The 21262-nt window shown below is 42.5% G+C and carries 18 protein-coding genes; 14 read left to right on the top strand and 4 right to left on the bottom strand.

The features are described 5' to 3' along the window. The first annotated feature begins 43 nt into the window (after window positions 1-43). Window positions 44-445, top strand: a complete 402-nt coding sequence (locus tag ACJAT7_RS01305) for a type IV pilin protein (protein WP_415224986.1) — start codon at window positions 44-46, stop codon at window positions 443-445. Between the two features lie 27 nt (window positions 446-472). Continuing rightward, window positions 473-793 (top strand): TapY2 family type IVa secretion system protein, encoded by a 321-nt coding sequence (locus ACJAT7_RS01300; RefSeq protein WP_415224985.1) that lies wholly within the window; start codon window positions 473-475, stop codon window positions 791-793. A gap of 41 nt (window positions 794-834) precedes the next feature. Here ACJAT7_RS01300 and ACJAT7_RS01295 read toward each other — a convergent pair whose 3' ends face one another. After that, window positions 835-1326 carry a GspH/FimT family pseudopilin gene (locus ACJAT7_RS01295; RefSeq protein ID WP_415224984.1) on the bottom strand — a complete coding sequence of 164 codons (492 nt, stop codon included), beginning with the start codon at window positions 1324-1326 and terminating at the stop codon, window positions 835-837. 132 nt (window positions 1327-1458) lie between these two features. Here ACJAT7_RS01295 and ACJAT7_RS01290 point away from each other — a divergent pair, with 132 nt between their 5' ends. After that, the gene (locus ACJAT7_RS01290; protein WP_415224983.1) at window positions 1459-1797 is read left to right on the top strand and encodes a P-II family nitrogen regulator; all 339 of its coding nucleotides are present in this window, start codon (window positions 1459-1461) and stop codon (window positions 1795-1797) included. 61 nt (window positions 1798-1858) lie between these two features. Here ACJAT7_RS01290 and ACJAT7_RS01285 read toward each other — a convergent pair whose 3' ends face one another. Then, complete coding sequence (locus tag ACJAT7_RS01285) at window positions 1859-2647, bottom strand: outer membrane protein assembly factor BamD (protein WP_415224982.1); 789 nt, start codon at window positions 2645-2647, stop codon at window positions 1859-1861. A gap of 180 nt (window positions 2648-2827) precedes the next feature. Between ACJAT7_RS01285 and rluD the strand changes: the two genes are divergently transcribed. The 5 genes from rluD to ACJAT7_RS01260 all read left to right on the top strand — a co-directional run bounded on the left by rluD (window position 2828) and on the right by ACJAT7_RS01260 (window position 10692). Next, window positions 2828-3796, top strand: a complete 969-nt coding sequence (gene rluD / locus ACJAT7_RS01280) for a 23S rRNA pseudouridine(1911/1915/1917) synthase RluD (protein ID WP_415224981.1) — start codon at window positions 2828-2830, stop codon at window positions 3794-3796. Between the two features lie 6 nt (window positions 3797-3802). Further along, window positions 3803-4546 (top strand): peptidoglycan editing factor PgeF, encoded by a 744-nt coding sequence (gene pgeF / locus ACJAT7_RS01275; RefSeq protein WP_415224980.1) that lies wholly within the window; start codon window positions 3803-3805, stop codon window positions 4544-4546. Window positions 4547-4666: 120 nt separating this feature from the next. Then, entirely contained in the window at window positions 4667-7240 is a 2574-nt protein-coding gene (clpB, locus tag ACJAT7_RS01270) for an ATP-dependent chaperone ClpB (protein ID WP_415224979.1), read from the top strand. A gap of 302 nt (window positions 7241-7542) precedes the next feature. Then, complete coding sequence (locus ACJAT7_RS01265) at window positions 7543-9492, top strand: methyl-accepting chemotaxis protein (protein WP_415224978.1); 1950 nt, start codon at window positions 7543-7545, stop codon at window positions 9490-9492. Between the two features lie 324 nt (window positions 9493-9816). Continuing rightward, complete coding sequence (locus ACJAT7_RS01260; protein WP_415224977.1) at window positions 9817-10692, top strand: hypothetical protein; 876 nt, start codon at window positions 9817-9819, stop codon at window positions 10690-10692. Window positions 10693-10743: 51 nt separating this feature from the next. On the opposite strand, the gene ACJAT7_RS01255 is transcribed toward ACJAT7_RS01260, so the two are convergent. Beyond that, window positions 10744-12339, bottom strand: a complete 1596-nt coding sequence (locus ACJAT7_RS01255; protein ID WP_415224976.1) for an ABC-F family ATPase — start codon at window positions 12337-12339, stop codon at window positions 10744-10746. Between the two features lie 258 nt (window positions 12340-12597). Here ACJAT7_RS01255 and ACJAT7_RS01250 point away from each other — a divergent pair, with 258 nt between their 5' ends. The 5 genes from ACJAT7_RS01250 (at window position 12598) to ACJAT7_RS01230 (ending at window position 16516) form a co-directional block, all read left to right on the top strand. Then, a complete protein-coding gene (locus tag ACJAT7_RS01250; RefSeq protein WP_415224975.1) occupies window positions 12598-13884 on the top strand; it encodes a DEAD/DEAH box helicase in 1287 nt (428 codons plus the stop codon). Between the two features lie 116 nt (window positions 13885-14000). Further along, complete coding sequence (locus tag ACJAT7_RS01245) at window positions 14001-14474, top strand: NYN domain-containing protein (protein ID WP_415224974.1); 474 nt, start codon at window positions 14001-14003, stop codon at window positions 14472-14474. 51 nt (window positions 14475-14525) lie between these two features. Beyond that, complete coding sequence (locus tag ACJAT7_RS01240; RefSeq protein WP_415224973.1) at window positions 14526-15224, top strand: DNA alkylation repair protein; 699 nt, start codon at window positions 14526-14528, stop codon at window positions 15222-15224. Window positions 15225-15359: 135 nt separating this feature from the next. Then, a complete protein-coding gene (locus ACJAT7_RS01235; RefSeq protein ID WP_415224972.1) occupies window positions 15360-15980 on the top strand; it encodes a LysE family translocator in 621 nt (206 codons plus the stop codon). Between the two features lie 92 nt (window positions 15981-16072). Further along, complete coding sequence (locus ACJAT7_RS01230) at window positions 16073-16516, top strand: FKBP-type peptidyl-prolyl cis-trans isomerase (protein ID WP_415225020.1); 444 nt, start codon at window positions 16073-16075, stop codon at window positions 16514-16516. A gap of 91 nt (window positions 16517-16607) precedes the next feature. On the opposite strand, the gene ACJAT7_RS01225 is transcribed toward ACJAT7_RS01230, so the two are convergent. Further along, window positions 16608-19523 (bottom strand): alpha-amylase family glycosyl hydrolase, encoded by a 2916-nt coding sequence (locus tag ACJAT7_RS01225; RefSeq protein WP_415224971.1) that lies wholly within the window; start codon window positions 19521-19523, stop codon window positions 16608-16610. A 261-nt stretch (window positions 19524-19784) separates the two neighbouring features. Between ACJAT7_RS01225 and ACJAT7_RS01220 the strand changes: the two genes are divergently transcribed. Further along, entirely contained in the window at window positions 19785-20816 is a 1032-nt protein-coding gene (locus tag ACJAT7_RS01220) for a LacI family DNA-binding transcriptional regulator (RefSeq protein ID WP_415224970.1), read from the top strand. Window positions 20817-21262: the final 446 nt, after the last annotated feature.

The raw sequence follows: 21262 nt of genomic DNA, 5'->3' as shown, positions 1-21262 counted from the left end.
TAAATCGATTGTTTTTAAATAGATTGTTTTCAAAGGTAAATGAATGAAAAATAGAGGGTTCACTTTAATAGAGTTGCTAATTACAATTGCCATTATCGGTATATTGGCGGGCGTTGCCTACCCAAGTTATATGCAGTACGTTTTAAAATCTAAGCGCAGTGAAGCCCAGTCTGCATTGCTGGATCTCGCTAATCGCCAAGAGATGTATTATTTAGATCATCATAAGTACGCTGTTAATTTAAACACTGAATTAGGGCTGTCTGCTAACCCTTTTATTACGGATAATGGTTATTACTCGATAGCGACAAGCTCTGCAAAGGCAACTGAAGATTTTACTTTAACGGCCACTGCTATTAGCACGCAAGCCGCAGATACAGATTGTGCCACACTAAGTATTACTCATGAACTTGCTAAATCAGCAACCAATACAACTTGTTGGAAGTAATCATTATTTTTAGATAAGGAGAAACAGATGAACAGTAAATTATTACTGCTAATGATGACCATGTTTTTAGTTAGTCCGTTTACACTTGCTAAAAGTTTGGACAAAAACGGTGTACGTACATATTATAAATGCTATTTGGCACTGAATGATAAAAGTGATGTTGTTCATGGTTTTGTCAGTGTCGGAAAAACGCAAAGTGAGTTTGAGAGTGAGTTAGAAGGGCGTATTGTTTATTACGCAGACGGCGTGACGGGCTCTATAATAGAAAGCGTTTATGAATGTGTTGCAGCCGATAAACTTTTTAAAAGTAAAGAGGCGAGAGAGTTAGAAGCTAAAACCCCTTTTTAAAACGCGTCATCTTATTACTATAAAATACCGTATGTCATTGATTAATTACAATCAGTGGCATCGACAATTTTAGCACGGCCGCTGTAAGCAACGTGCACGCCGATTGCGCCGTCACCATTACAGTATCGAAACTGTGCCGAGCTTCCGGTTATTTGGCCATCGGGCGTGTAGGTGATGCTCGATGTTGGAAAAACCAGTGTATCGTTAGCATTAAAAGCTTCACCCGACTTGAGCAACACTTCTCCGCTGTCGTAGGTTTTACTTTGGTTGGCATCAATAAAAATATCCATCCCTTTTATCCAGTTGGTTGTGCAGCTATTGCTCTCCAGTGGGCAGACTGTGACATAATTAATCAGACCAACAGACTGGCTGCGTGCAAATAAAAGCTGGTATTGAATGGTGCTGGCGACCGAGGTTAAGCGATTATTTTGTATTAATGTTTGAAAGCCGGGGATACCAATAGTTATTAACAACATACTAATGATTAATACAATAATAAGTTCTAGAAGTGTGAAACCTCGCACAGGTGCCATATTTTTTCCTAGCGGTAGAGCATAAACTACTAGTGTAATGTTATTTTACATTTTGTGCCTGTATATTTAGCCTAATTGTATTACAGTTAGCAATTATTATTAGTTTCAAAATCATATAAAGAAGAGACCGCGATGAAAAAAATAGAAGCAATTATTAAACCGTTTAAAATGGATGATGTTAGAGAAGCGCTTGCAGATATTGATATCACAGGAATGACAGTATCAGAAGTAAAAGGTTTTGGCCGTCAAAAGGGGCATACCGAACTATACCGTGGTGCTGAGTATATGGTCGATTTCTTACCAAAAGTAAAAATCGAGCTGGTTGTTAAAAAAGAAGATGTGGACCGTTGTATTGAAGTGATTATAGCGACCGCTCAAACGGGTAAAATCGGAGACGGTAAAATATTTGTTATGCCAGTTGAACGTGTTATTCGCATTCGCACAGGTGAAGAAAATGAGGAAGCGGTTTAAACCTCATTCGGTAATAAAGGAGAGTCAGACTCTCCTTTATGGCGATTATTTTACCAATCTATTATGCATCTTTATCCCAAGACTCAGGACCGGTTAAGAGTCGGTTTGTCGGGAAGTTTAACTTCAACACCGCCAGTGCATTATCCTTGGGCTCTTTAATGCCAAGTGCATCATACCCTTCAATCATTATTTCCAGCGCATCTTCAACAGATGCAGTATCAGGATAGTTATTTAATACTATTTTACCGCGATTAATGGCTGCAATATAAGCTTCTCGTTTAATATACCATTGTGCAATGGCCACTTCATAACGTGCTAATCTGTCTTTAATAAAAATTAAGCGTTGCAGCGAATCCAGCGCATATTGACTGTCTGGATAGCGTTTTATCAGGAATGCAAAGTCTTTGAATGCCTGTTGGGCATTACTTGGATCTCGGTTAAAGCGGTCAATACCAAATAAATTTTGGAAAAATTGCTGATCGGTTGCCATGTAAGTTAAACCGCGCATGTAATAGAGATAATCAAGATCTTCATGGGTTGGGTTAAGGCGAATAAATCGGTTAATACTTGCAAGCGCTAAGGCTGTTTCATCACGTTTGTAATAAACATAGATAAGATCTAATTGCACTTGATCTGAATGCGGGCCAAAAGGGTAGCGACTATCTAAAGCTTCTAGTATTTCTGTTGCTTTTTCGAAATTTGCTGATTGTAATGAAACTTTTGCATCCGCATAAAGTTCCACGGGAGGCTTATCACTCACTTTAGGCTTTTCATTTTTTTTAGAGGAACAGCCCGTGGCTAAGAAAACAATAAAAACGGAGGTCGTTAATAGTCTGAGGATCTTTTTCATAAGTGATATAATGCCAATGCAGATAAAAGTACAGTATCTTATATCGACTATAAAAAGAAAAGTTAAAAAAGTTAAAAAAGCTAAAATGTGACAAGATTGCAGTGTAAACAATCAAATTAAGCTTATTCATCCAATTGCATATAACTAAAGCACTAGTAATAGAGAAAAGAGAACAAATATATGAGTCAACAGTTAAAGCTCAGCGCAGAAGTTACTGACGAACAATTAGGGTTTCGTTTAGATCAGGCATTAGCCTCGTTATTTCCTGATTATTCACGTACGCGCATCAAAGAATGGATTTTGGCGGATATGGTCAAAATTGATGGTGACGTTATTGCCCGCCCTCGTGAAAAAGTTTATACAGGCCAGATGGTTGATGTTGATGCCATATTAGAAGACGAAGTCGTATTTAAAGCGCAAGATATTAAATTAAATATTATCTATGAAGATGATGATATTTTAGTTATCAATAAACCTGCAGGTTTAGTGGTACATCCTGGCGCAGGAAATCCTGATGGCACGATTTTAAATGCATTGTTGCACCATTACCCCGAAATTGCAGAAGTGCCACGAGCGGGCATTGTACATCGCTTAGATAAAGATACCACTGGCTTGATGGTGGTCGCTAAAACAGTACCGGCACAGACACACTTAGTCGCAAATTTACAAGCGCGTGAAATCACCCGTGAATATGATGCTATTGCAATGGGGTGCTTTACAGCGGGTGGGCGTGTTGAAGCGGCAATTGGCCGTGATAAAGCAAATCGTGTAAAAATGGCGGTCAATGAAACGGGTGGCAAACCTGCGGTAACGCATTATCGTGTTGCCGAAAAATATCGTGCTCACACACGTCTGCGCTTACGTTTGGAAACAGGGCGTACCCACCAAATTCGCGTGCATATGGCGCATATTGGACACATCTTGGTCGGTGATCCGGTTTACGGCGGTCGCCCTCGTCCACCTAAAGGTGCATCAGAGGAATTAATCACTACGTTACGTGCTTTTAAACGCCAAGCACTGCATGCCATTATGTTACGTTTAGCGCATCCCATTACAGGTGAAATGATGGAATGGCATGCGCCTGTACCAGATGATATGGTCGAGCTTGCACGCATATTACGCGCGGATGCTATTTTCTTTTCCAAGTAAAAGTCAATGCTGAAGTTGCTCAAGCCAAATTGGTCAGCACCTGCACATGTTCACGCTTTTTCAACAACACGATTAGGCGGAAGAAGTTTAGGTGCTTACCAGGGATTGAACTTAGGTTTACACGTTGCAGATAACCCCTCTGTTGTTTTAAATAACCGTGCACTGCTTGCAGAGCAACTCTCTTTACCCCCTTCATTATGCTGGTTAAAGCAAACTCATAGCACAATATTACATAAACTTGAAAATAATAGTGGCAGCGGCCATGAAGCTGACGCTGTCTGGACGTCGTCTAGTAATAAACCTTGTATTGTGATGACTGCAGATTGCTTGCCGGTGTTAGTGACCGATAAGCAAGGTAGTTTTGTTTGTGCTATTCATGCCGGCTGGCGCGGTTTATGTGATGGTATTATTGAAAAATCGCTCTCCACTATTTGTGACGCATTAAAAATAGATTCAACCGAGTTGCTGGTGTGGCTCGGTCCCTGTATTGGCAAAAGCGCTTTTCAGGTGGGCGATGATGTCCGCTCCCAATTTATTACCCAAAACAAAGATGCGGAATCTGCTTTTATTGCTGTTAATGGGCGCTGGCTTGCCTATCTGCAGCTGTTAGCAAGATTGCGTTTAGCGCCTTTTAATGTTGCACAGATAAGCGCAAGCGAACACTGCACCTTTAATGAGCCGGATCTTTTTTACTCTTACCGCAGAGATGGACAGACTGGGCGGATGGCGAGTTTGATCTGGCTAGATTAATTTATGACAATAAAATGCGTTAAAAGCCCTTATCTACGCCATTTTTGAGCCTCGATCCTTGATATATTCTAAATAAACCTCCATCTTCATTACTATAGATGATTGTTGGAGATTCAAGTCATGCGTTTAGATAAATTAACCAGTAAGTTTCAATTAGCCCTTTCCGATGCGCAATCCATGGCATTAGGGAGAGATCACCAATATATTGAAGCTACTCACCTGATGTTGGCGCTGCTAAATCAAGATGGCGGCTCGATTCGTCCTATTTTAGCAGATTTGGAAGTTGATATTAATTTACTGCGCTCGCAGCTCTCTACGGAATTAGACAAAATACCAAAAGTGATGGGCATTGGCGGTGACATTCAACTTTCCGCCCAGTTAGGTATTCTTTTTAATCTCTGTGACAAATACGCACAAAAATCAAAAGATAAATTCATCTCTTCCGAGCTTTTTTTGCTTGCCGCCTGTGAAGAAAAAGGCCGATTGGGAGAGATCTTAAAACAGTTAGGAATAACTAAAGAAAAAGTTGCCGCGTCGATTGATAAAATTCGTAACGGCCAAAAAGTAGACTCGCAAAATGAAGAGGGTCAGGATCAGGCATTAGCTAAATATACTATTGATTTAACCGAACGTGCAGAGCAGGGCAAGCTGGATCCGGTTATCGGACGTGATGATGAAGTGCGCCGCATGCTGCAAGTGCTGCAGCGACGCACCAAAAATAATCCGGTGATTATTGGTGAAGCTGGTGTGGGTAAAACCGCTATTGTTGAAGGACTGGCACAACGAATTGTGAATGGTGAGGTGCCGGAAGGATTAAAAAATAAACGGGTTTTGTCCTTGGATATGGGCGCTTTGATTGCGGGGGCTAAATATCGGGGGGAATATGAGGAGCGTTTAAAATCTGTCTTATCGGAACTGGCAAAAGAGGAGGGGCGGATCATTCTCTTTATCGATGAGATCCACACCATGGTCGGCGCGGGTAAAACAGAGGGCTCAATGGATGCGGGCAATATGTTAAAACCGGCCTTAGCACGTGGCGAGCTGCACTGTGTCGGGGCCACTACGCTTGATGAATATCGCCAATATATTGAAAAAGATGCCGCCCTTGAACGCCGTTTCCAGAAAGTATTAGTAGAAGAGCCCTCTGTTGAAGATACCATTGCCATTTTACGGGGGTTAAAAGAGCGTTACGAGCTGCACCATAAGGTAGAAATTACCGATCCTGCCATTGTTGCTGCTGCCACGCTTTCGCACCGTTATATTGCGGATCGCCAGTTACCGGATAAAGCGATTGACCTGATCGATGAAGCGGCATCAAGTATCCGTTTGCAGATGGACTCTAAGCCGGAAGAGTTAGACAAACTCGAGCGTAAAATTATTCAGCTGAAATTAGAGCAGAAAGCGCTGCAAAATGACAATGATGAAGCCAGCATTAAGCGTCTGCAAGATATCGATAATACTTTAGCGGAAAAAAATAGAGATTTTCAAGAGCTTGATGAAATTTGGAATACAGAAAAAGCGGCCCTATCAGGTACGCAAAATATTAAACAGGCATTGGAGCAGGCACGCTTAGATCTTGAGGTTGCCAGCAGGGCAGTTGATTTAACGCGTATGTCAGAACTGCAATACGGTAAAATTCCCGAATTAGAAAAACAGTTGGATTTTGCCACACAAGCAGAAATGCAGGAGATGACTCTGTTAAAGCACAGCGTCACTGAAAATGAAGTGGCAGAAATTCTCGCGCATTGGACAGGTATTCCAGTAACCAAAATGCTTGAAGGTGAGCGGGATAAATTATTGCAGATGGAAAACAAGCTGCATTCACGTGTGATAGGTCAAAATGAAGCGATTGATGCGATTGCCAATGCAATTCGCCGCAGTCGGGCGGGATTGAGCGATCCAAACCGTCCTATCGGTTCATTTCTTTTTCTCGGACCAACCGGTGTGGGTAAAACCGAATCCTGTAAAGCATTAGCCAATTTTCTTTTTGATAGCGAAGATAATATGGTCCGTATCGATATGTCTGAGTTTATGGAAAAACACTCCGTCTCTCGTTTAGTCGGTGCGCCTCCCGGCTATGTGGGCTATGAAGAGGGCGGTTATCTGACCGAGGCGGTGCGCCGCAAACCCTATTCGGTTATCTTGTTAGATGAAGTGGAAAAAGCACATCCTGATGTATTTAATATTTTATTACAGGTTTTGGATGATGGGCGTTTAACAGATGGACAAGGGCGTACCGTAAGCTTTAAAAATAGTGTGATTATTATGACCTCCAATATCGGCTCAGAACTGATCCATGAACGTTTTGATAAAATAGGTTATGAACAGATAAAATCGCTATTACTCGATGAGTTGAGCAAACATTTTCGCCCTGAATTTCTCAATCGAATTGACGAAACAGTGGTTTTCCATCCGCTCGGACAGCAACATATTAAATCAATTGCGACCATTCAGTTACATGAATTAGAGCAACGCCTTAAAGCTCGGGATTATCAGTTGACCTTTTCAGAGCAAGCAATCGATCTGTTAGTGGCGGCAGGTTACGATCCTGTCTACGGCGCTCGGCCGTTAAAACGGGCCATTCAGCAATTATTAGAAAACTCTCTGGCGCAAGAGATGCTTTCGGGAAGATTACTAACAGGCAAAAAAATAGTGGTGGATGTAAAAGAGGGAAAAATCCATTTTGTGCAGTGAGTAAATCCGCCGCTCGAATTTTTCTGTAGCAAGGCAAACGGGCCGCTATTTTCCAGCCTGTTTGCTTATCTTTTTGCATGTGCTTAACCTCGAGAATAAGGGCCTTTCAGGGGGCTTGTTCATTATCTCTGCACTCTTCCATCTGAAATTTAAACACTTATAAAACAGTTTGTTTATCATCAATATCTGCCAACGGAGATTGATGATTCCTAAAAACTGGTCAGATCATGTCACAAAACTGCAATGCTATTGAAATAGACTCTCCTACCTTAATCATCTATATATCTATTTGAGCAGGGATTATGAATTTAAAAACAGTAAGCAATGCAATATCACTCTTAATTATTGTATTTACATTGTGTTTAATCGTGATTGGGGGATGGGGCTGGAAAAAAATGGATCGGCCTTATCAAATAAACCAAGAGTTTTATGATGTAAAAAATATTATCGATACGCAGGTGCACATTAAATTAGAGCAGTACCTAAATTCAGGTAACGCGAATTATCTGCATTTAGCGCAAAACGCATTAAAGGCGCTTTCTGATAAAAATATAGACTGGTTATCAACGGATGAAAATGCAGCTATTAAAGTGCTTATTAATAATCTTGATATAAATATATTAGCGGTGCGTGCCGCTGGTAAATTATCAGCAAATCCCAGTGCGTTATTGATTAATAATGAACGTGGCAGGTCGGGTGATCTCAATAGTCTGATGGGCTATGTGGAAAAATCAACGATTACAGAAACCGATAAGCTAAAATATTTACAACTGTTATTAACACTCAGCCATAAACTGCAAACTATTACGCAGCTCAGAGCCCGTTTTATAATTAGTAATAAAGATCTTATTAAAAATGATTTATTAAAAGAAAACAGTGCAATGGAAACGTTAACGTTAGCATTGGCCAAGTTGCCGGATCTGGGCATTATACAAGCCGCAGATGAAGATGATTTTAATCCAGAAGAGATTAATTTGGGTCGTGAAGCCTTGCTGAGCCTGCAATCACTTAATAAGCGCTATAGCAAAGAGTTGAATACAACGCAAAAGATGCAGAGTAAAGTGATAGAGAGCAGAGTGTCACTGATAGCTGCATTAGAGGCATTAACAGAGCAATTTGGTTTATTTAACGGCAAAGTTAAAGAGATTAAAATAGAGATAGCCAAACAGGTTTCATGGGCTGTATTAACGGCCGTTTGTGTGATTATCTTACTGCTGGTTATCTCATTTTTACTGCAAGGGTTAACTTTCTCCTTTCTATCTCAGTTGGCCCCCTTCTTTTCCGGCATGACACGAGGAGAGTTTGACAAAAAAATCAATAATAAAATTAATTTTAAAGAGATCGAACTGGTTAAGAGAGCAGGACTGCATCTGCAGAGTTACTTGCAAGATATGATTGAACAACTGCAGCAACAAGCCGATCTTATTTTGAGTTCGGTGCAGGAGATGCAAAGCATATCCAACAATGCCTTGCAGGCATCAAATCTACAAAGCCAAAAAACCGAAGTTGTTGCAGAAACCCTTCAGCAGCTTTCAGATTCGTTTTCTGAAGTAGTGGAAAATGCAGCAGAGATATCATTAAGCACACAAGAAACAAGCTTGGCTATCAATGATGCCAATAAAAAACTTAATGATGCCGCTACAAAAACTGAACATTTAAGTCATGAAACCTTATCCTTAAATACTTTTATGAAACAGCTAGAGCAGGATAGTGGGGCGATAGAGTCGGTATTAGATGTTATAAAAAGTGTTGCCGATCAAACCAACTTACTAGCACTCAACGCAGCGATCGAAGCCGCCAGAGCCGGTGAACATGGACGGGGATTTTCCGTGGTTGCGGATGAAGTGAGACAACTCGCACAACGTACAGCTAATTCTACACAAGAAATTCAAACCATTATTGTTAACCTGGTAAAAACCACAAAATATGCAACGTCAGCGGTACAAACTCAAAGTGAAAATGCCAATGAAAGTTTAGCGCAAACTCAGATTGTGCAAAATAGGCTCGCGCCCGTCGTAAGTTCTGTCGCGCTGATCAGCGATTTTAATACAGGTATTGCCACTGCAATGGAAGAGCAATCCATTACGGCGGCGGAAGTGACTAAAAGTACAGTTGAAATTCAGTTACAAGCTCAACAGGTAACGCAAAATATGCAGCAAGTGCAAGCTTCTAATGAGAAATTAACCAAGGTAAGTGAATCACTGAATGCGCTGGTAAATAAGTTAAATATCAACCACTTAATGGCAGGTTAGAAGCTGCGATTATTATTCATTCTAATATCGCCTCGGAATTTTGCTAGCTACAATAAAGGTAAAAGAGAATGAACCATCATGGTCGAGGGTTCATTTTTCTGTTATCAAAAGCGCAATAGTAGGCTATATTTAACTTCACGCCTAGTCTGCTCATCTCACGATTTACTGGCTTTACCTCTTCGGCTGTATAGCAAATTACTTTAAAATTCCGCTTCGACATTTTTAAGTAATTTGGGCATATTTAGCGTTATATTAAATCGCCACTTGCCGATCTGCGGTAGTTCAAGTAGCTTGGGCGTAAAGCTTATTTATTCAGGAAAAAAGATGCTTGATGCTATTTGTACGTTCGATCAAGACAACCCAAAAACGTATTCAATTTTTGAGTTTAAAGGATTACCTGAAACACAAATCGATAAGTTACGTTATTCGCTGCTATGCCCCGTTTGTAAGCAAAAAGCATATTTCCGCCGAGCCTCCAAAGATGGCAAACAAGCTTGTTTTGGTTCGCGTTATCATAAAATAGATTGTCAGGAATTTAACCCTTCCGCCCGAAAAAGCGAGGAAGAGAAGCAGGTCGCGGAACTGGAAAAGATCTTATTAGAAGACGATGCGTTAGTGATCGACTTTAATCAGCCGATGGTTAAGAGGAAGAAAGAGACGCAGATAGTTTCGGATGACCTCTCAAGTACAGGCGATGTGTTAAATTCGTCAATTCCGAGTGCCAAATCGGGAACAAAAGAGACGCCGCTGGCACCCTCTAATGATCAGCCCAAGTCTATAAAGCAAGGTTTAGCAAAACTGCTCACTAGTTTATTACGGGGCAGTTCGCTCGCGGGATCCGATCTTTGGATCTATACCAGTGAAACTCATAAATGGCGTGCTAAAAATTTATTTGTCAATATTGGCGATGCGCAGCCCACGGAGAACGGTGCGCCGCGTATGTATTGGGGGACTATTTCTCATGCAGATATTGCGCTTAACTGGTTAAATCCTGCGGAAGATCGCAGTGTCGGCATACCTATTGCAAAATATCGAGATCTATTACTGAGCCGTTTTGCAATTGAAAATCAGCACGATGTCGAAGGAGCGGGCATTATTTTATTTGGCAAGTGTGTCGTGAGCAAAGATAAAAAGCGCAAATACATCTATTTATGGGGAAATGATTTACGTTACCTGTATTTATCCAAAGCCACTGAGTAATAAATAAAAAAAGGGCATTAAGCCCTTTTTTTATTGTCACGCGAGGAGGAGTTAACCGCCTATAATACCTTGGCTTTTCAGGTATTCGCTGTATGGACCATGGAAATCGATAATTTTATCTTCTTTAATTTCAATAATTCGGGTCGCCAGTGAAGATACAAACTCACGGTCATGACTGACAAACAGTAATGTGCCAGCATAGTTTTCCAGTGCCAGGTTTAATGATTCGATAGATTCCATATCCAAGTGGTTGGTTGGTTCATCCATTAATAGGATATTAGGCTGATCCATCATTAATTTACCGAACAGCATACGCCCCTGTTCACCACCTGAGATAATTTTCACCGACTTACCGATATCATTTGAGCCAAACAGTAAACGGCCTAATGTACCGCGGACAAACTGCTCGTCATCACCCGGTTTCATCCACTGCCCCATCCATTCCATTAAGGTTTGGTCTTTTTCAAATGCGTAAGCATGATCCTGCGCGTAGTAGCCTAAGTTGGCATTTTCAGACCACTTGAATGTACCTGAATCTAATGCCACTTCGCCCATTAACGCACGTAATAATGTGGTTTTACCGACACCATTCTGACCGATAATCGCGATACGTTCACCCACTTCAACCATCAGGTTAAGGTCTTTGAATAAGGTTTTATCAAATGCTTTACTAAGATTTTTTACTTCAAGCGCGTTACGGAACAGTTTTTTCTCTTGTTTGAAAATAATGTATGGATTGACACGACTCGACGGTTTAACTTCATCAAGTACGATTTTATCCATCTGTTTGGCACGCGAGGTTGCTTGTTTGGCTTTTGATGCGTTTGCAGAGAAACGGCTTACGAAATCCTGCAGTTCAGAGAGTTGTGCTTTTTTCTTGGCGTTATCAGAAAGCAGACGTTCGCGAACTTGTGTTGCTGCCGTCATATATTCATCGTAGTTACCAGAGTATAAACGCAGTTCGCCGTAATCTATATCAGCCATATGATTACAGACTGAGTTTAAGAAATGACGGTCATGCGAGATAATGACCATAGTACATTGACGCGCTTTTAATTCACCTTCTAACCAGCGGATAGTGTCGATGTCCAAGTTATTGGTCGGCTCATCGAGTAACATCACCTCTGGATTTGAGAACAGTACCTGTGCAAGCAGTACACGCAGTTTCCAGCCGGGGGCAACTTCTGACATTAAGCCGTAATGTTGAGCAAGTGGAATACCTACGCTCAGTAACAGTTCCCCAGCACGTGCGTCTGCTGTGTAGCCATCCATTTCCGCAAATTCAGTTTCCAGATCGGCAACTTTCATACCGTCTTCTTCACTCATATCAGGAAGATTGTAAATACGGTTACGCTCTGCCATCACGGCCCACATCTCTTTGTGACCCATCAATACTGTGTCTATGACAGAAAACTCTTCGAAAGCGAACTGGTCTTGATTTAGTTTTGCGATACGCTCGTTAGGATCTTTTGCGACATTACCTGAACTTGGCTCAAGATCGCCGGTCAAGATCTTCATAAATGTCGACTTACCACAACCGTTAGCACCAATCAGACCATAGCGGTTGCCGTTACCAAATTTAACAGAGATGTTTTCAAAAAGAGGTTTTGCACCAAACTGCATGGTGATGTTGTTAGTACTAAGCAATATTGTCTTCCTATAATATGTGTGGATTGCAGCGGATAATGCAGCGCTGCTTTTTTACAGTGCACTATTATACAGAAAATGTGATTTTAATCACCTTGATTTGTACATTGTTTATGCGATTTTTATTGATACTCAAACTAACTCTGAATCTACATCTTGAGCTGGCTTGGGTATATAACCGCGGCGTAGCACAAAATGCGTTGTTGCTGTAAGCTACGCGCCTGTTTTATGCATTCCATCACCTTAAGAGAGCCAGTTATGAGTTTTGATTCATTAGGTTTACCCGACGCGCTGATAAAAGCGGTCAAAGAGCAAGGTTATACAACACCTTCACCGATTCAATCTCAGGCAATTCCTGCTATTTTAGAGGGTAAAGATGTCATGGCTGCCGCGCAAACCGGTACCGGTAAAACGGCGGGTTTTGCCCTGCCTTTATTGACCTTACTGGAAAAGGGGGATCGCCCTAAGCCCAATCAGGTACGTGCACTTATCTTAACGCCGACACGCGAGCTAGCGGCGCAAGTGCATGCCAGCGTTGCGACTTACGGGCAGCACACTAAACTACGCAGCGCCGTGGTTTTTGGCGGCGTTAAAATTAATCCGCAAATGCAGATCTTACGTGGCGGAGTCGATATATTAGTGGCCACACCGGGTCGTCTACTGGATTTGTACAACCAAAATGCGGTACGTTTTAAGCAGTTAGAAATATTTATTTTAGATGAAGCGGATCGCATGCTGGATATGGGATTCATCCACGATATTAAACGTGTTATTGGATTTTTACCGAAACAACGTCAGAATCTGCTCTTCTCTGCCACTTTCTCAGAAGATATTCGTAAACTGGCAAAAGGGTTAGTGAATAATCCGGTTGAAATTTCGGTTAGTCCGCGCAATACAACTGCAGAAAACGTGACGCAAACGCTCTATGAAGTCGATAAAACTAAAAAATCGATTCTTTTAAGCACCCTGATTAAAGAGAAAGAGTGGAAGCAAGTGTTGGTATTTGTAAAAACCAAACATGGTGCCAATCGTTTAGTGAAGAACTTAGAAGCACGCGGTATCCGCTCTGCAGCGATCCACGGCAATAAAAGTCAGGGCGCACGCACCAAAGCATTAGCCGAATTTAAAGCCGGGCAAATTCAAGCATTAGTGGCAACCGATATCGCTGCGCGCGGAATTGATATCGACCAGTTGCCGCAGGTAGTTAACTTTGATCTGCCGCATGTCAGCGAAGATTATGTACACCGTATCGGCCGTACAGGTCGTGCGGGTAATGAAGGGCAGGCTGTTTCACTTGTTTGTAATGAAGAATTTAAACTGCTTAAAGATATTGAAAAACTGATCAAAAAAGAGATTCCACGCCTTACGCTAAAAGGTTTTGAACCGGGCGAGCCGTTACCTCCTTCAGTGTTGGACACGCGTCCCGCTCATCCTAAAAAACCGAAAAAAGCACATCTGGATCATCGTGATGGGCAGCGTTCAGGTGAAAATACGGGCAGTAACAAAAAGCAACGCTCAGCACGTCATAATTTTGTTGGCTCATAAGCGCGGTTATTTTTATTGTTCATAAATAGATAAAAAAAGCCTTAATATTCTTAAGGCTTTTTTATAGCAGTGTTTCTGTTTTTGTAGAAAATAAAACGACTAAGAGAAGGTTTTTAATGAAGAAAATAGCCCTGTTTGCGGATGTGCAAAATATCTATTACACCAGCCGGCAAGCTTACGGAAAACAGTTTAACTATCGTAAACTGTGGCAGCTTATTGAGCAGCAGGGGGAGATAGTTAGCGCCTTTGCGTATGCTATCGATCGCGGTGATAGTCAGCAGCAAAAGTTTCAAGAAGTACTGAGGCATCTTGGCTTTACCGTAAAGCTAAAACCTTATATCGAGCGCAGTGACGGCACCGCTAAAGGTGACTGGGATGTGGGCATTACTATCGACATTATGGAGATTGCAGCGCAAGTAGATACTATTATATTGCTCTCGGGTGATGGAGACTTTGCTATTTTATTGGACCGGGTAAAGGACCATTATGGGGTAACCACAGAGGCTTATGGCGTACCTAAATTAACGGCAAAAGCATTAATTGATTCCTGTACTGTTTTTCATCCTATCGCAGGTGAACTGTTACTCTAATAAGTGCAGGGTGTTTTCCCTATAAAATTCACTGGTTAGAAAGGCAATGCAATGCAGCAACTTATAGATGAATTAAAAACTTATATCGAGCCTGAAAAAGCGTTTTTTTTTCCTCAATTTTTTAAAGCGTTTCCCGGTGGCTATGGTGAGGGCGATCTGTTTTGGGGAATACGCGTTCCACCTCTTCGTAAGCTTGCCAAAAAACAGCAACAGTTAACACTTAATGAGCTGATCCCGTTAATCACTTCCAAGATACATGAGCAACGTCTGCTGGCGCTGTTTATCTTACGTTTACAGTTTGAAAAAGCAGAGGAAGATGCAAAGGAGAAAATTATCGCTTTTTATCTTAAATATCTTGATGGTGTGAATAACTGGGATCTGGTGGATAGTTCCGCCCATTATTTATTGGGGACCTGGCTATTAGATAAAAATGATAAGCAAATTTGGGCATTAGCGAACAGCGGAAATTTATGGTTTCAGCGTATTGCGGTAATGAGCAGTTTTGCTTTTATACGTGCAGGCCGTTTTCAACTAACGCTACAATTAGCCGAGCATCTATTACACCACCCTCATGATCTGATGCATAAGGCGAACGGTTGGATGCTACGAGAAATTGGCAAGCGTGATTTTAGTGTCGAGATGCAGTTTCTCGATAAGTTCTATACGCAGATGCCCCGCACTATGCTGCGTTATGCGATCGAAAAATTTCCACAACAGTTGAGATTAGATTATTTAAAAGGACGCCGTTAGCCAGCTACTCAGTGGCTTGACTTGCGCTTTTGTTTTTCTTTTCCTATCAATGTGTAAAATTTGCCTAGCCCAGCTTGTTGACTGCAGACAATTTGCCATTACACTGTTCATCGCCTTTACAATCATGGAGCTTCGATGGACACCTCTGTTCTGATACTGTTTATACCCACTTTTTTCGCTGTCTCGGCCACCCCCGGGCTTTGTATGACGCTAGCAATGACCTTAGGTATGACCATTGGCGTGCGTCGCAGCCTGTGGATGATGGCGGGTGAGCTGGTGGGCGTCGCACTGGTTTCTCTCTCTGCCTTGATTGGTGTCGCGACCATCTTGTTGGCCCATCCGAATCTGTTTCTTGCGCTGAAATATCTTGGCGGAGCTTACCTTTTTTATCTGGGGCTGCAGATGTGGCGCTCACGCGGTAAAATGGCCATTTCGCCAAATATTGAAACGCAAGAGAACGTTGCGCCATTGACGCTTGCAATGCAGGGATTTGTCACCGCCATCGCCAATCCGAAAGGGTGGGCATTTATGATCTCACTGTTACCACCCTTTATCGATGCCAGTCGGCCACTGCTCCCTCAGGCCACCATTTTGATTGCGGTTATTTTATGTTTCGAGCTTCTCTGTATGCTTCTTTATGCCACTGGAGGGCGCAGCCTGCGCAATCTGTTGCAGCAGCGAGGCAGTTTGATGATTTTGAATAGGGTGGCTGGCAGCATGATGTTAGCCGTCGCGTTATGGTTAGTTATTGCTTAACTGTTCCACTGCGGCTGTAAATTTAGTAAAGTCAGTTTTTAAATTTATTGAATAAGGTCTGCAGTGTGCCAAAAATAATTATAATCGCCCTGATATTAGTTGCTCTGTTTTTTATCTTTCAACGTTTTTCCAGTGATAAAAATGCACCGCAAAACATTCAGATTGGCGTTGATTTTCTTGCTGAAAACGGACAAAAAGAGGGCGTCAACAGTACTGCGTCCGGTCTGCAGTATAAAGTATTAACCCAAGGAGAGGGTACTGTTCATCCCACCGCGAGCAGTAATGTAAAAGTGCATTACCATGGCACGTTAATCGACGGCACTGTCTTCGACAGTTCAGTGAACCGTGGCGAACCAATCTCTTTTGGCCTCAATCAAGTTATTGCCGGCTGGACGGAAGGAGTGCAGCTGATGGTTGCTGGTGATAAATTCCGCTTTTATATCCCCAGTAATTTAGCTTATGGGAATCGCGGCGTGGGAAAAATCCCCGCTGGTTCATTACTGATTTTTGATGTTGAATTAATTGCTATTAATTAATCTTGCGTTGGTTTCCTTCATATTGAAAAAAATCCCCAAACTACGATATTCAAGTAGCTTGGGGATTTTTAATATAAAACCTCAGAGAGGGTTAGTCGGCGATCAACACCTGTCCGAATAGAGCTGGTGCTGTCAATTCAACATTACCGTCGGCTGCGATAACTACACCGGTGCCGCCAAGGGCATCTATATAGTTACCTGCAAGTGCTGCTGGCAGAGTGAAACTGATCGGCTTCGCTTCGGTTGAGTTATTAAGTACCACCAATGCCTTAGTACCTCCATCTTCACGCACTAATACAATCACATTCTGATCAATATAAGCGGGTTTATCGATACTGCCATCACGTAATACAGGGTTGTCGTTACGCAGTTTAATCAGTTTCTGGAAGTCAGCGAACAATGCATTGTCCGGTTCACCACCCGTATCTGCCCAAGGATAAGTAGCGCGGTTGAACGGATCATCACCACCTGTTACACCGACTTCGTCCCCGTAGAAAATAGATGGAGCCCCCGGGTACGTCATTTGGAACAATACTGCCAGTTTGAGGCGTTGCTTCGCTTCAGCAATTGTTGCTGGAGCGGTGCTCTCATCTAGGTAGCCAAACTGGTGTAGGGCGCGTGCTGCATCATGCGTAGACAGTAAGTTCATCAGTGCATAGAAAGCGGGTTCCGGGTAGTTCTCACGCATCATCTCCATATTGCTGTTGTATAGCGTTGCGGCGTCACCACCAGCTGCATAGTCGAGCACTGTATTGCGGAAGATGTAATTCATGGTACTGTCGAAGGTATCGCCTAGGAAGTACTTAGATGCATCAAACCAAGTTTCGGCTACGGTAATCGCATCGGGATTTTTGGCCTTAACTTCAGTGCGCCATTCACGCCAGAATTGATCGCTCACCCAAGGAGCAACATCCATGCGCCAGCCGTCAATACCCATATCAAGCCAGAACTTAGATACAGAGTCAGAATTGCCGTAGGCGAAGGCTTTCCAGCTATCAGATTCAACTAACTCGGGTAAAGTCTCTACCCCAACCCAACCTAAATATTGGTCAATCAGTTCAGTGTTTTCTGGAAAGAATTGGTACCAGCTGGCATAAGGCGATTCAGGCTGTATTACGCCACCTTCAAAGGCACCTACTCCCGGGAACTTACCGTAACGGTCGAAATAGACGGAGTCATTACCTGTATGATTCAAAGAAGTATCCAGAATTACTCGGATATTGCGTGTAGCCGCTGCTTTAACTAGTTCAGCGAACAATGCGTTATCACCGAAATTATCATCAATATTCATATAATCAGCGGTATCGTACTTATGATTACTTGGTGCTTCAAATAGCGGGTTAAAGTAAATTGTATTGATCCCTAGGTCGACCATGTAATCCAGTTTTTCAATTACACCTGCCAAATCGCCACCGAAGAAGTCGTTGTTGTAGGCCTCGTCGTCTCCTTCGTAGGCATCGCGTGCGTCCGGTACCCAAGGCGTATCGTTCCAGTTATTGTGGAATTCAACATCAATGTCTAGGTAAGAGTCTTTGCCCGGTGTCGGATCGTTGACAAGATCACCATTGCGGAAGCGCTCGGGAAATATGTAATAGTAGACTGCGTCATTGGCCCATTCTGGCACCTTAAAATCAGCTGCATAAACTGTCTGGCGGTAGCGTCGGATAGACTCTTTTTTACTCGGCATAGCCGAAATAACGCCAGTTCCGTTGGAGCCTTTTTCTGTCGTCCAGTAGATGCCATCATTGTTATTTTCGTAGATGAAAGTTTGCTCACCTATGCTGACCTCAAAGTAATAACCATAGATCGCTTTATTATCGAAGCTATAACTGCCGTTCCAGCGTTCGTTATCGCCATCGACTGCTTTATCTAATGGGATACGATCAACTTCTGTGTATTCGATGAGATCCTGATTACCTTCCAGAAGACGGGTTTCCACCACTAGAGTCACACCATCAATACCGGGCAGCGCATCGAGTGATAAGTCAATTTTAGTACCTTCAGTGACAGCGCCAAACGGTGCTTTAGAGATAAGAGAACGAGAGTCGAAATGCGTACTGAGGGCAATAGGGTCGGTTACCACAACATCCCCATTACCAGCAAAGGTCTTCTCTGCAATCGTTAAAGTTGGATTTTGTCCATTTTCGTCGAATGCGAGTTTGACTGTGTGTTCACCGGTGAAGGCAAAATTTAGATTAGCAGAACTGCCAGCCAACTCATCAGAAATCAGGTTAAAGGTTTCGCCAAATTCCAATGTGCCGCTTTCGCCTTCTGTTACGCTAAAGCTGAGCGCTGGGGACCATCCGCTATCGGCCACTTTGAAGCCGTAGTCACCGGTTTCATCGACATTGAGATAAAAACCGTCACAGCTGTAAGTAAAGGCTTCGTCAGAAGATGCCGTCCAGTCATTAAATCCGCCACGTAGGAAGAAAGTTGTATCGGGAAAGGGGTTATTCGGACAGCTTTCAATGGTCAGCTTCGGCGTTTCTACCGATTCGGATACATCCAACACCACGCGGTTCATTCCTGTGAAGGTGAAGTCAATGTTTCCGCCTGCGAGCGCCAGTAGAACTGCTGTATCTGCCACTAAGGGGTCGGCGCCGCTGCCGAAGTTAGCCGTCTCTGACCAAGAGGAGTCTGCTACCTTGAAGGTATTGGTACCGGTTAGCTCAGTAACCAATTCGAAACGGTTACAGACATAATTAAGCATGTATTCCGAGGGGGCGGTCCAGCCGTTGAACCCACCACGCAAGTAGAGGTCGGTATCGCCCAGAGGGTTGTCGATACATGTTTTTTCTACTGGTACAGTAACTACCGGCTCAGTAACTACTGGTACAGTAACTACTGGTACAGTAACTACTGGTACAGTAACTACTGACTCTGGATCCGGCGTTTGCGGCTCAGTGCTACTACTGTTACAACCGGCTAGTACCAGCGTAATAGAGGCTGCCAAAACAGACATTGCAAAGTTGGAGCGCGGACGCAACCTATGATGTTTTTGATTCATTATTTATTTCCTTATTAATGGTCAAGCAAACAAGGTTAATCGTTTAACCTTATGGCGACGCAACCATACAGACAAGATATAATTCAGGCAAAAGAGAAAGTGTATATATTGAATACAACTCACATTTTTTTATTGTTGTAGATATCTCATTGCCACTGAGCCTACAATTCGAGATTGTTTCGATTCCTTTGAAGTGCAATAATTTAGAAGTCGAATTACAAGGGCTCTCTTTTGTAATCTAATTATCAGCTAGGTGAAAAAATGAAAAAACCGACCCTCAAAGATGTTGCATCACTGGCTGGCGTTTCTGTCGCAACAGCTTCAAATGTGATTAATAACAAACTCAGCAAGGTATCTAAAGAGACGGTAAGCAAAGTATTGGCTATCGTCGAGCAATTAGGCTACCAAAAAGATCTCAATGCGCTTTCATTAAAAAAGGGCATCAGCAATATGGTGGTAGTACTAATGCCTGCCGTTGAGCATACCGACCCCTTTGAAAGCCTGCTGGTTGATGGCCCATTTTTTAGTGATTTTCTGGCCGGAATAGAATGTGGCGCGACTGCTCAAGGACTATATTTTAGTTTTATGCGGATAAAAAGTGTGCGTCAGATAGAAATGTTAGAGGGGGGGGCTCGCCCTACTGGGGTGATCGTCATTGGTAAATTGAGTGATCAAGTGCTTGCCGCTATTGCGGCTTGGGAATTTAAAACGCTGATCGTTGATGATAAGCCATTTTTTAAGCTGCATTCACCTGCTGCAAACCTTATCGACTACAGCATTGATGACTTCTACCTGGCGAAAATAGCCACTGAACATCTGGTCGAACGGGGCCACAAACGCATCGTGTTGTTGTTTGGTTCATTACCGTTATCCGAGGTGCATAGGGAGCGTTTTCAAGGAGTACAATCTGCTTTGAAGTCTGCCGGGATTGCTAACGGTTATTGTCCGCTGATCGAAACCAATCTGAATATAGAGGGAGCGCAGCAGGTTTTTACGCAGATTAAAAGTGCTATAGAGCAGGGCGCGACTGCCATTTTGTGCATGTCGGATATTCTAGCTATCGGTTGTTATCGACAGTTAAGCCTATGCGCAATCAAGGTGCCGCAAACTGTTTCTTTGATTGGAATGGACAATTTGCGGATATTGAAATACTTGCCATTTCAGTTGACCACTGTCAGCCAGGATATCGCCAGACGTGGTTACCGAGCGGTGCAGCTTCTGATCGATGATAGTCTACCTGTAGTTACCGATATCCGTCTAGTTGAAGGAGAAACTACAGCATTTTTGCTTTAAAAACATACAGTAATGAATACAGGGCTTACGCTTTATTCACTGGGCGGCGCATGATGAATGACCGCCAATCCACCGAGTGATGTTTTCCGATAGTTTCTGTGCATATCTTTACCCTTCAGGCTCCTGATAAATTTAGCTGTAGATTGAAATTTTTCGCAAAGTGATGATCAGATCAGTACATAATTCAATTTTAGATACATGGCATGCGCACTACTTTCTTAAAACACTTTATTCTATTACTGATCCTAGAATTGAGTGTTGTAAAAAACATAACCTCTTAGATACTTTCCTTCTTGCTATTAGCGCCTTAGCTCTTATATTTTCTATCTAGTATTTGTTCAAATAAGGACGTTAGTGATAGATCCGTACGGATAATTATTTTAACTACATGTTTTAATTTGTTATTTCGGTTGTTTTACTGAGTGACAAGGCAGTAAAAAAAGGGA

The organism is Psychromonas sp., assembly GCF_047632995.1.
Lineage (GTDB): Bacteria > Pseudomonadota > Gammaproteobacteria > Enterobacterales > Psychromonadaceae > Psychromonas.
The sequence above is the reverse complement of the archived record's forward strand: the minus strand, read 5'-3'. Positions and strand labels throughout refer to the sequence as shown.

Bases quoted from the DNA above. Each gene is read 5' to 3' on its own strand.
- ACJAT7_RS01245 (WP_415224974.1), top strand. From the start codon at position 14,001: ATGAAGAAAATAGCCCTGTTTGCGGATGTGCAAAATATCTATTACACC.
- ACJAT7_RS01300 (WP_415224985.1), top strand. From the start codon at position 473: ATGAACAGTAAATTATTACTGCTAATGATGACCATGTTTTTAGTTAGT.
- ACJAT7_RS01260 (WP_415224977.1), top strand. From the start codon at position 9,817: ATGCTTGATGCTATTTGTACGTTCGATCAAGACAACCCAAAAACGTAT.
- ACJAT7_RS01250 (WP_415224975.1), top strand. From the start codon at position 12,598: ATGAGTTTTGATTCATTAGGTTTACCCGACGCGCTGATAAAAGCGGTC.
- clpB (WP_415224979.1), top strand. From the start codon at position 4,667: ATGCGTTTAGATAAATTAACCAGTAAGTTTCAATTAGCCCTTTCCGAT.
- ACJAT7_RS01295 (WP_415224984.1), bottom strand. From the start codon at position 1,326: ATGGCACCTGTGCGAGGTTTCACACTTCTAGAACTTATTATTGTATTA.
- ACJAT7_RS01285 (WP_415224982.1), bottom strand. From the start codon at position 2,647: ATGAAAAAGATCCTCAGACTATTAACGACCTCCGTTTTTATTGTTTTC.
- ACJAT7_RS01290 (WP_415224983.1), top strand. From the start codon at position 1,459: ATGAAAAAAATAGAAGCAATTATTAAACCGTTTAAAATGGATGATGTT.
- ACJAT7_RS01305 (WP_415224986.1), top strand. From the start codon at position 44: ATGAAAAATAGAGGGTTCACTTTAATAGAGTTGCTAATTACAATTGCC.
- ACJAT7_RS01265 (WP_415224978.1), top strand. From the start codon at position 7,543: ATGAATTTAAAAACAGTAAGCAATGCAATATCACTCTTAATTATTGTA.
- pgeF (WP_415224980.1), top strand. From the start codon at position 3,803: ATGCTGAAGTTGCTCAAGCCAAATTGGTCAGCACCTGCACATGTTCAC.
- ACJAT7_RS01220 (WP_415224970.1), top strand. From the start codon at position 19,785: ATGAAAAAACCGACCCTCAAAGATGTTGCATCACTGGCTGGCGTTTCT.
- ACJAT7_RS01225 (WP_415224971.1), bottom strand. From the start codon at position 19,523: ATGAATCAAAAACATCATAGGTTGCGTCCGCGCTCCAACTTTGCAATG.
- ACJAT7_RS01235 (WP_415224972.1), top strand. From the start codon at position 15,360: ATGGACACCTCTGTTCTGATACTGTTTATACCCACTTTTTTCGCTGTC.
- ACJAT7_RS01240 (WP_415224973.1), top strand. From the start codon at position 14,526: ATGCAGCAACTTATAGATGAATTAAAAACTTATATCGAGCCTGAAAAA.
- rluD (WP_415224981.1), top strand. From the start codon at position 2,828: ATGAGTCAACAGTTAAAGCTCAGCGCAGAAGTTACTGACGAACAATTA.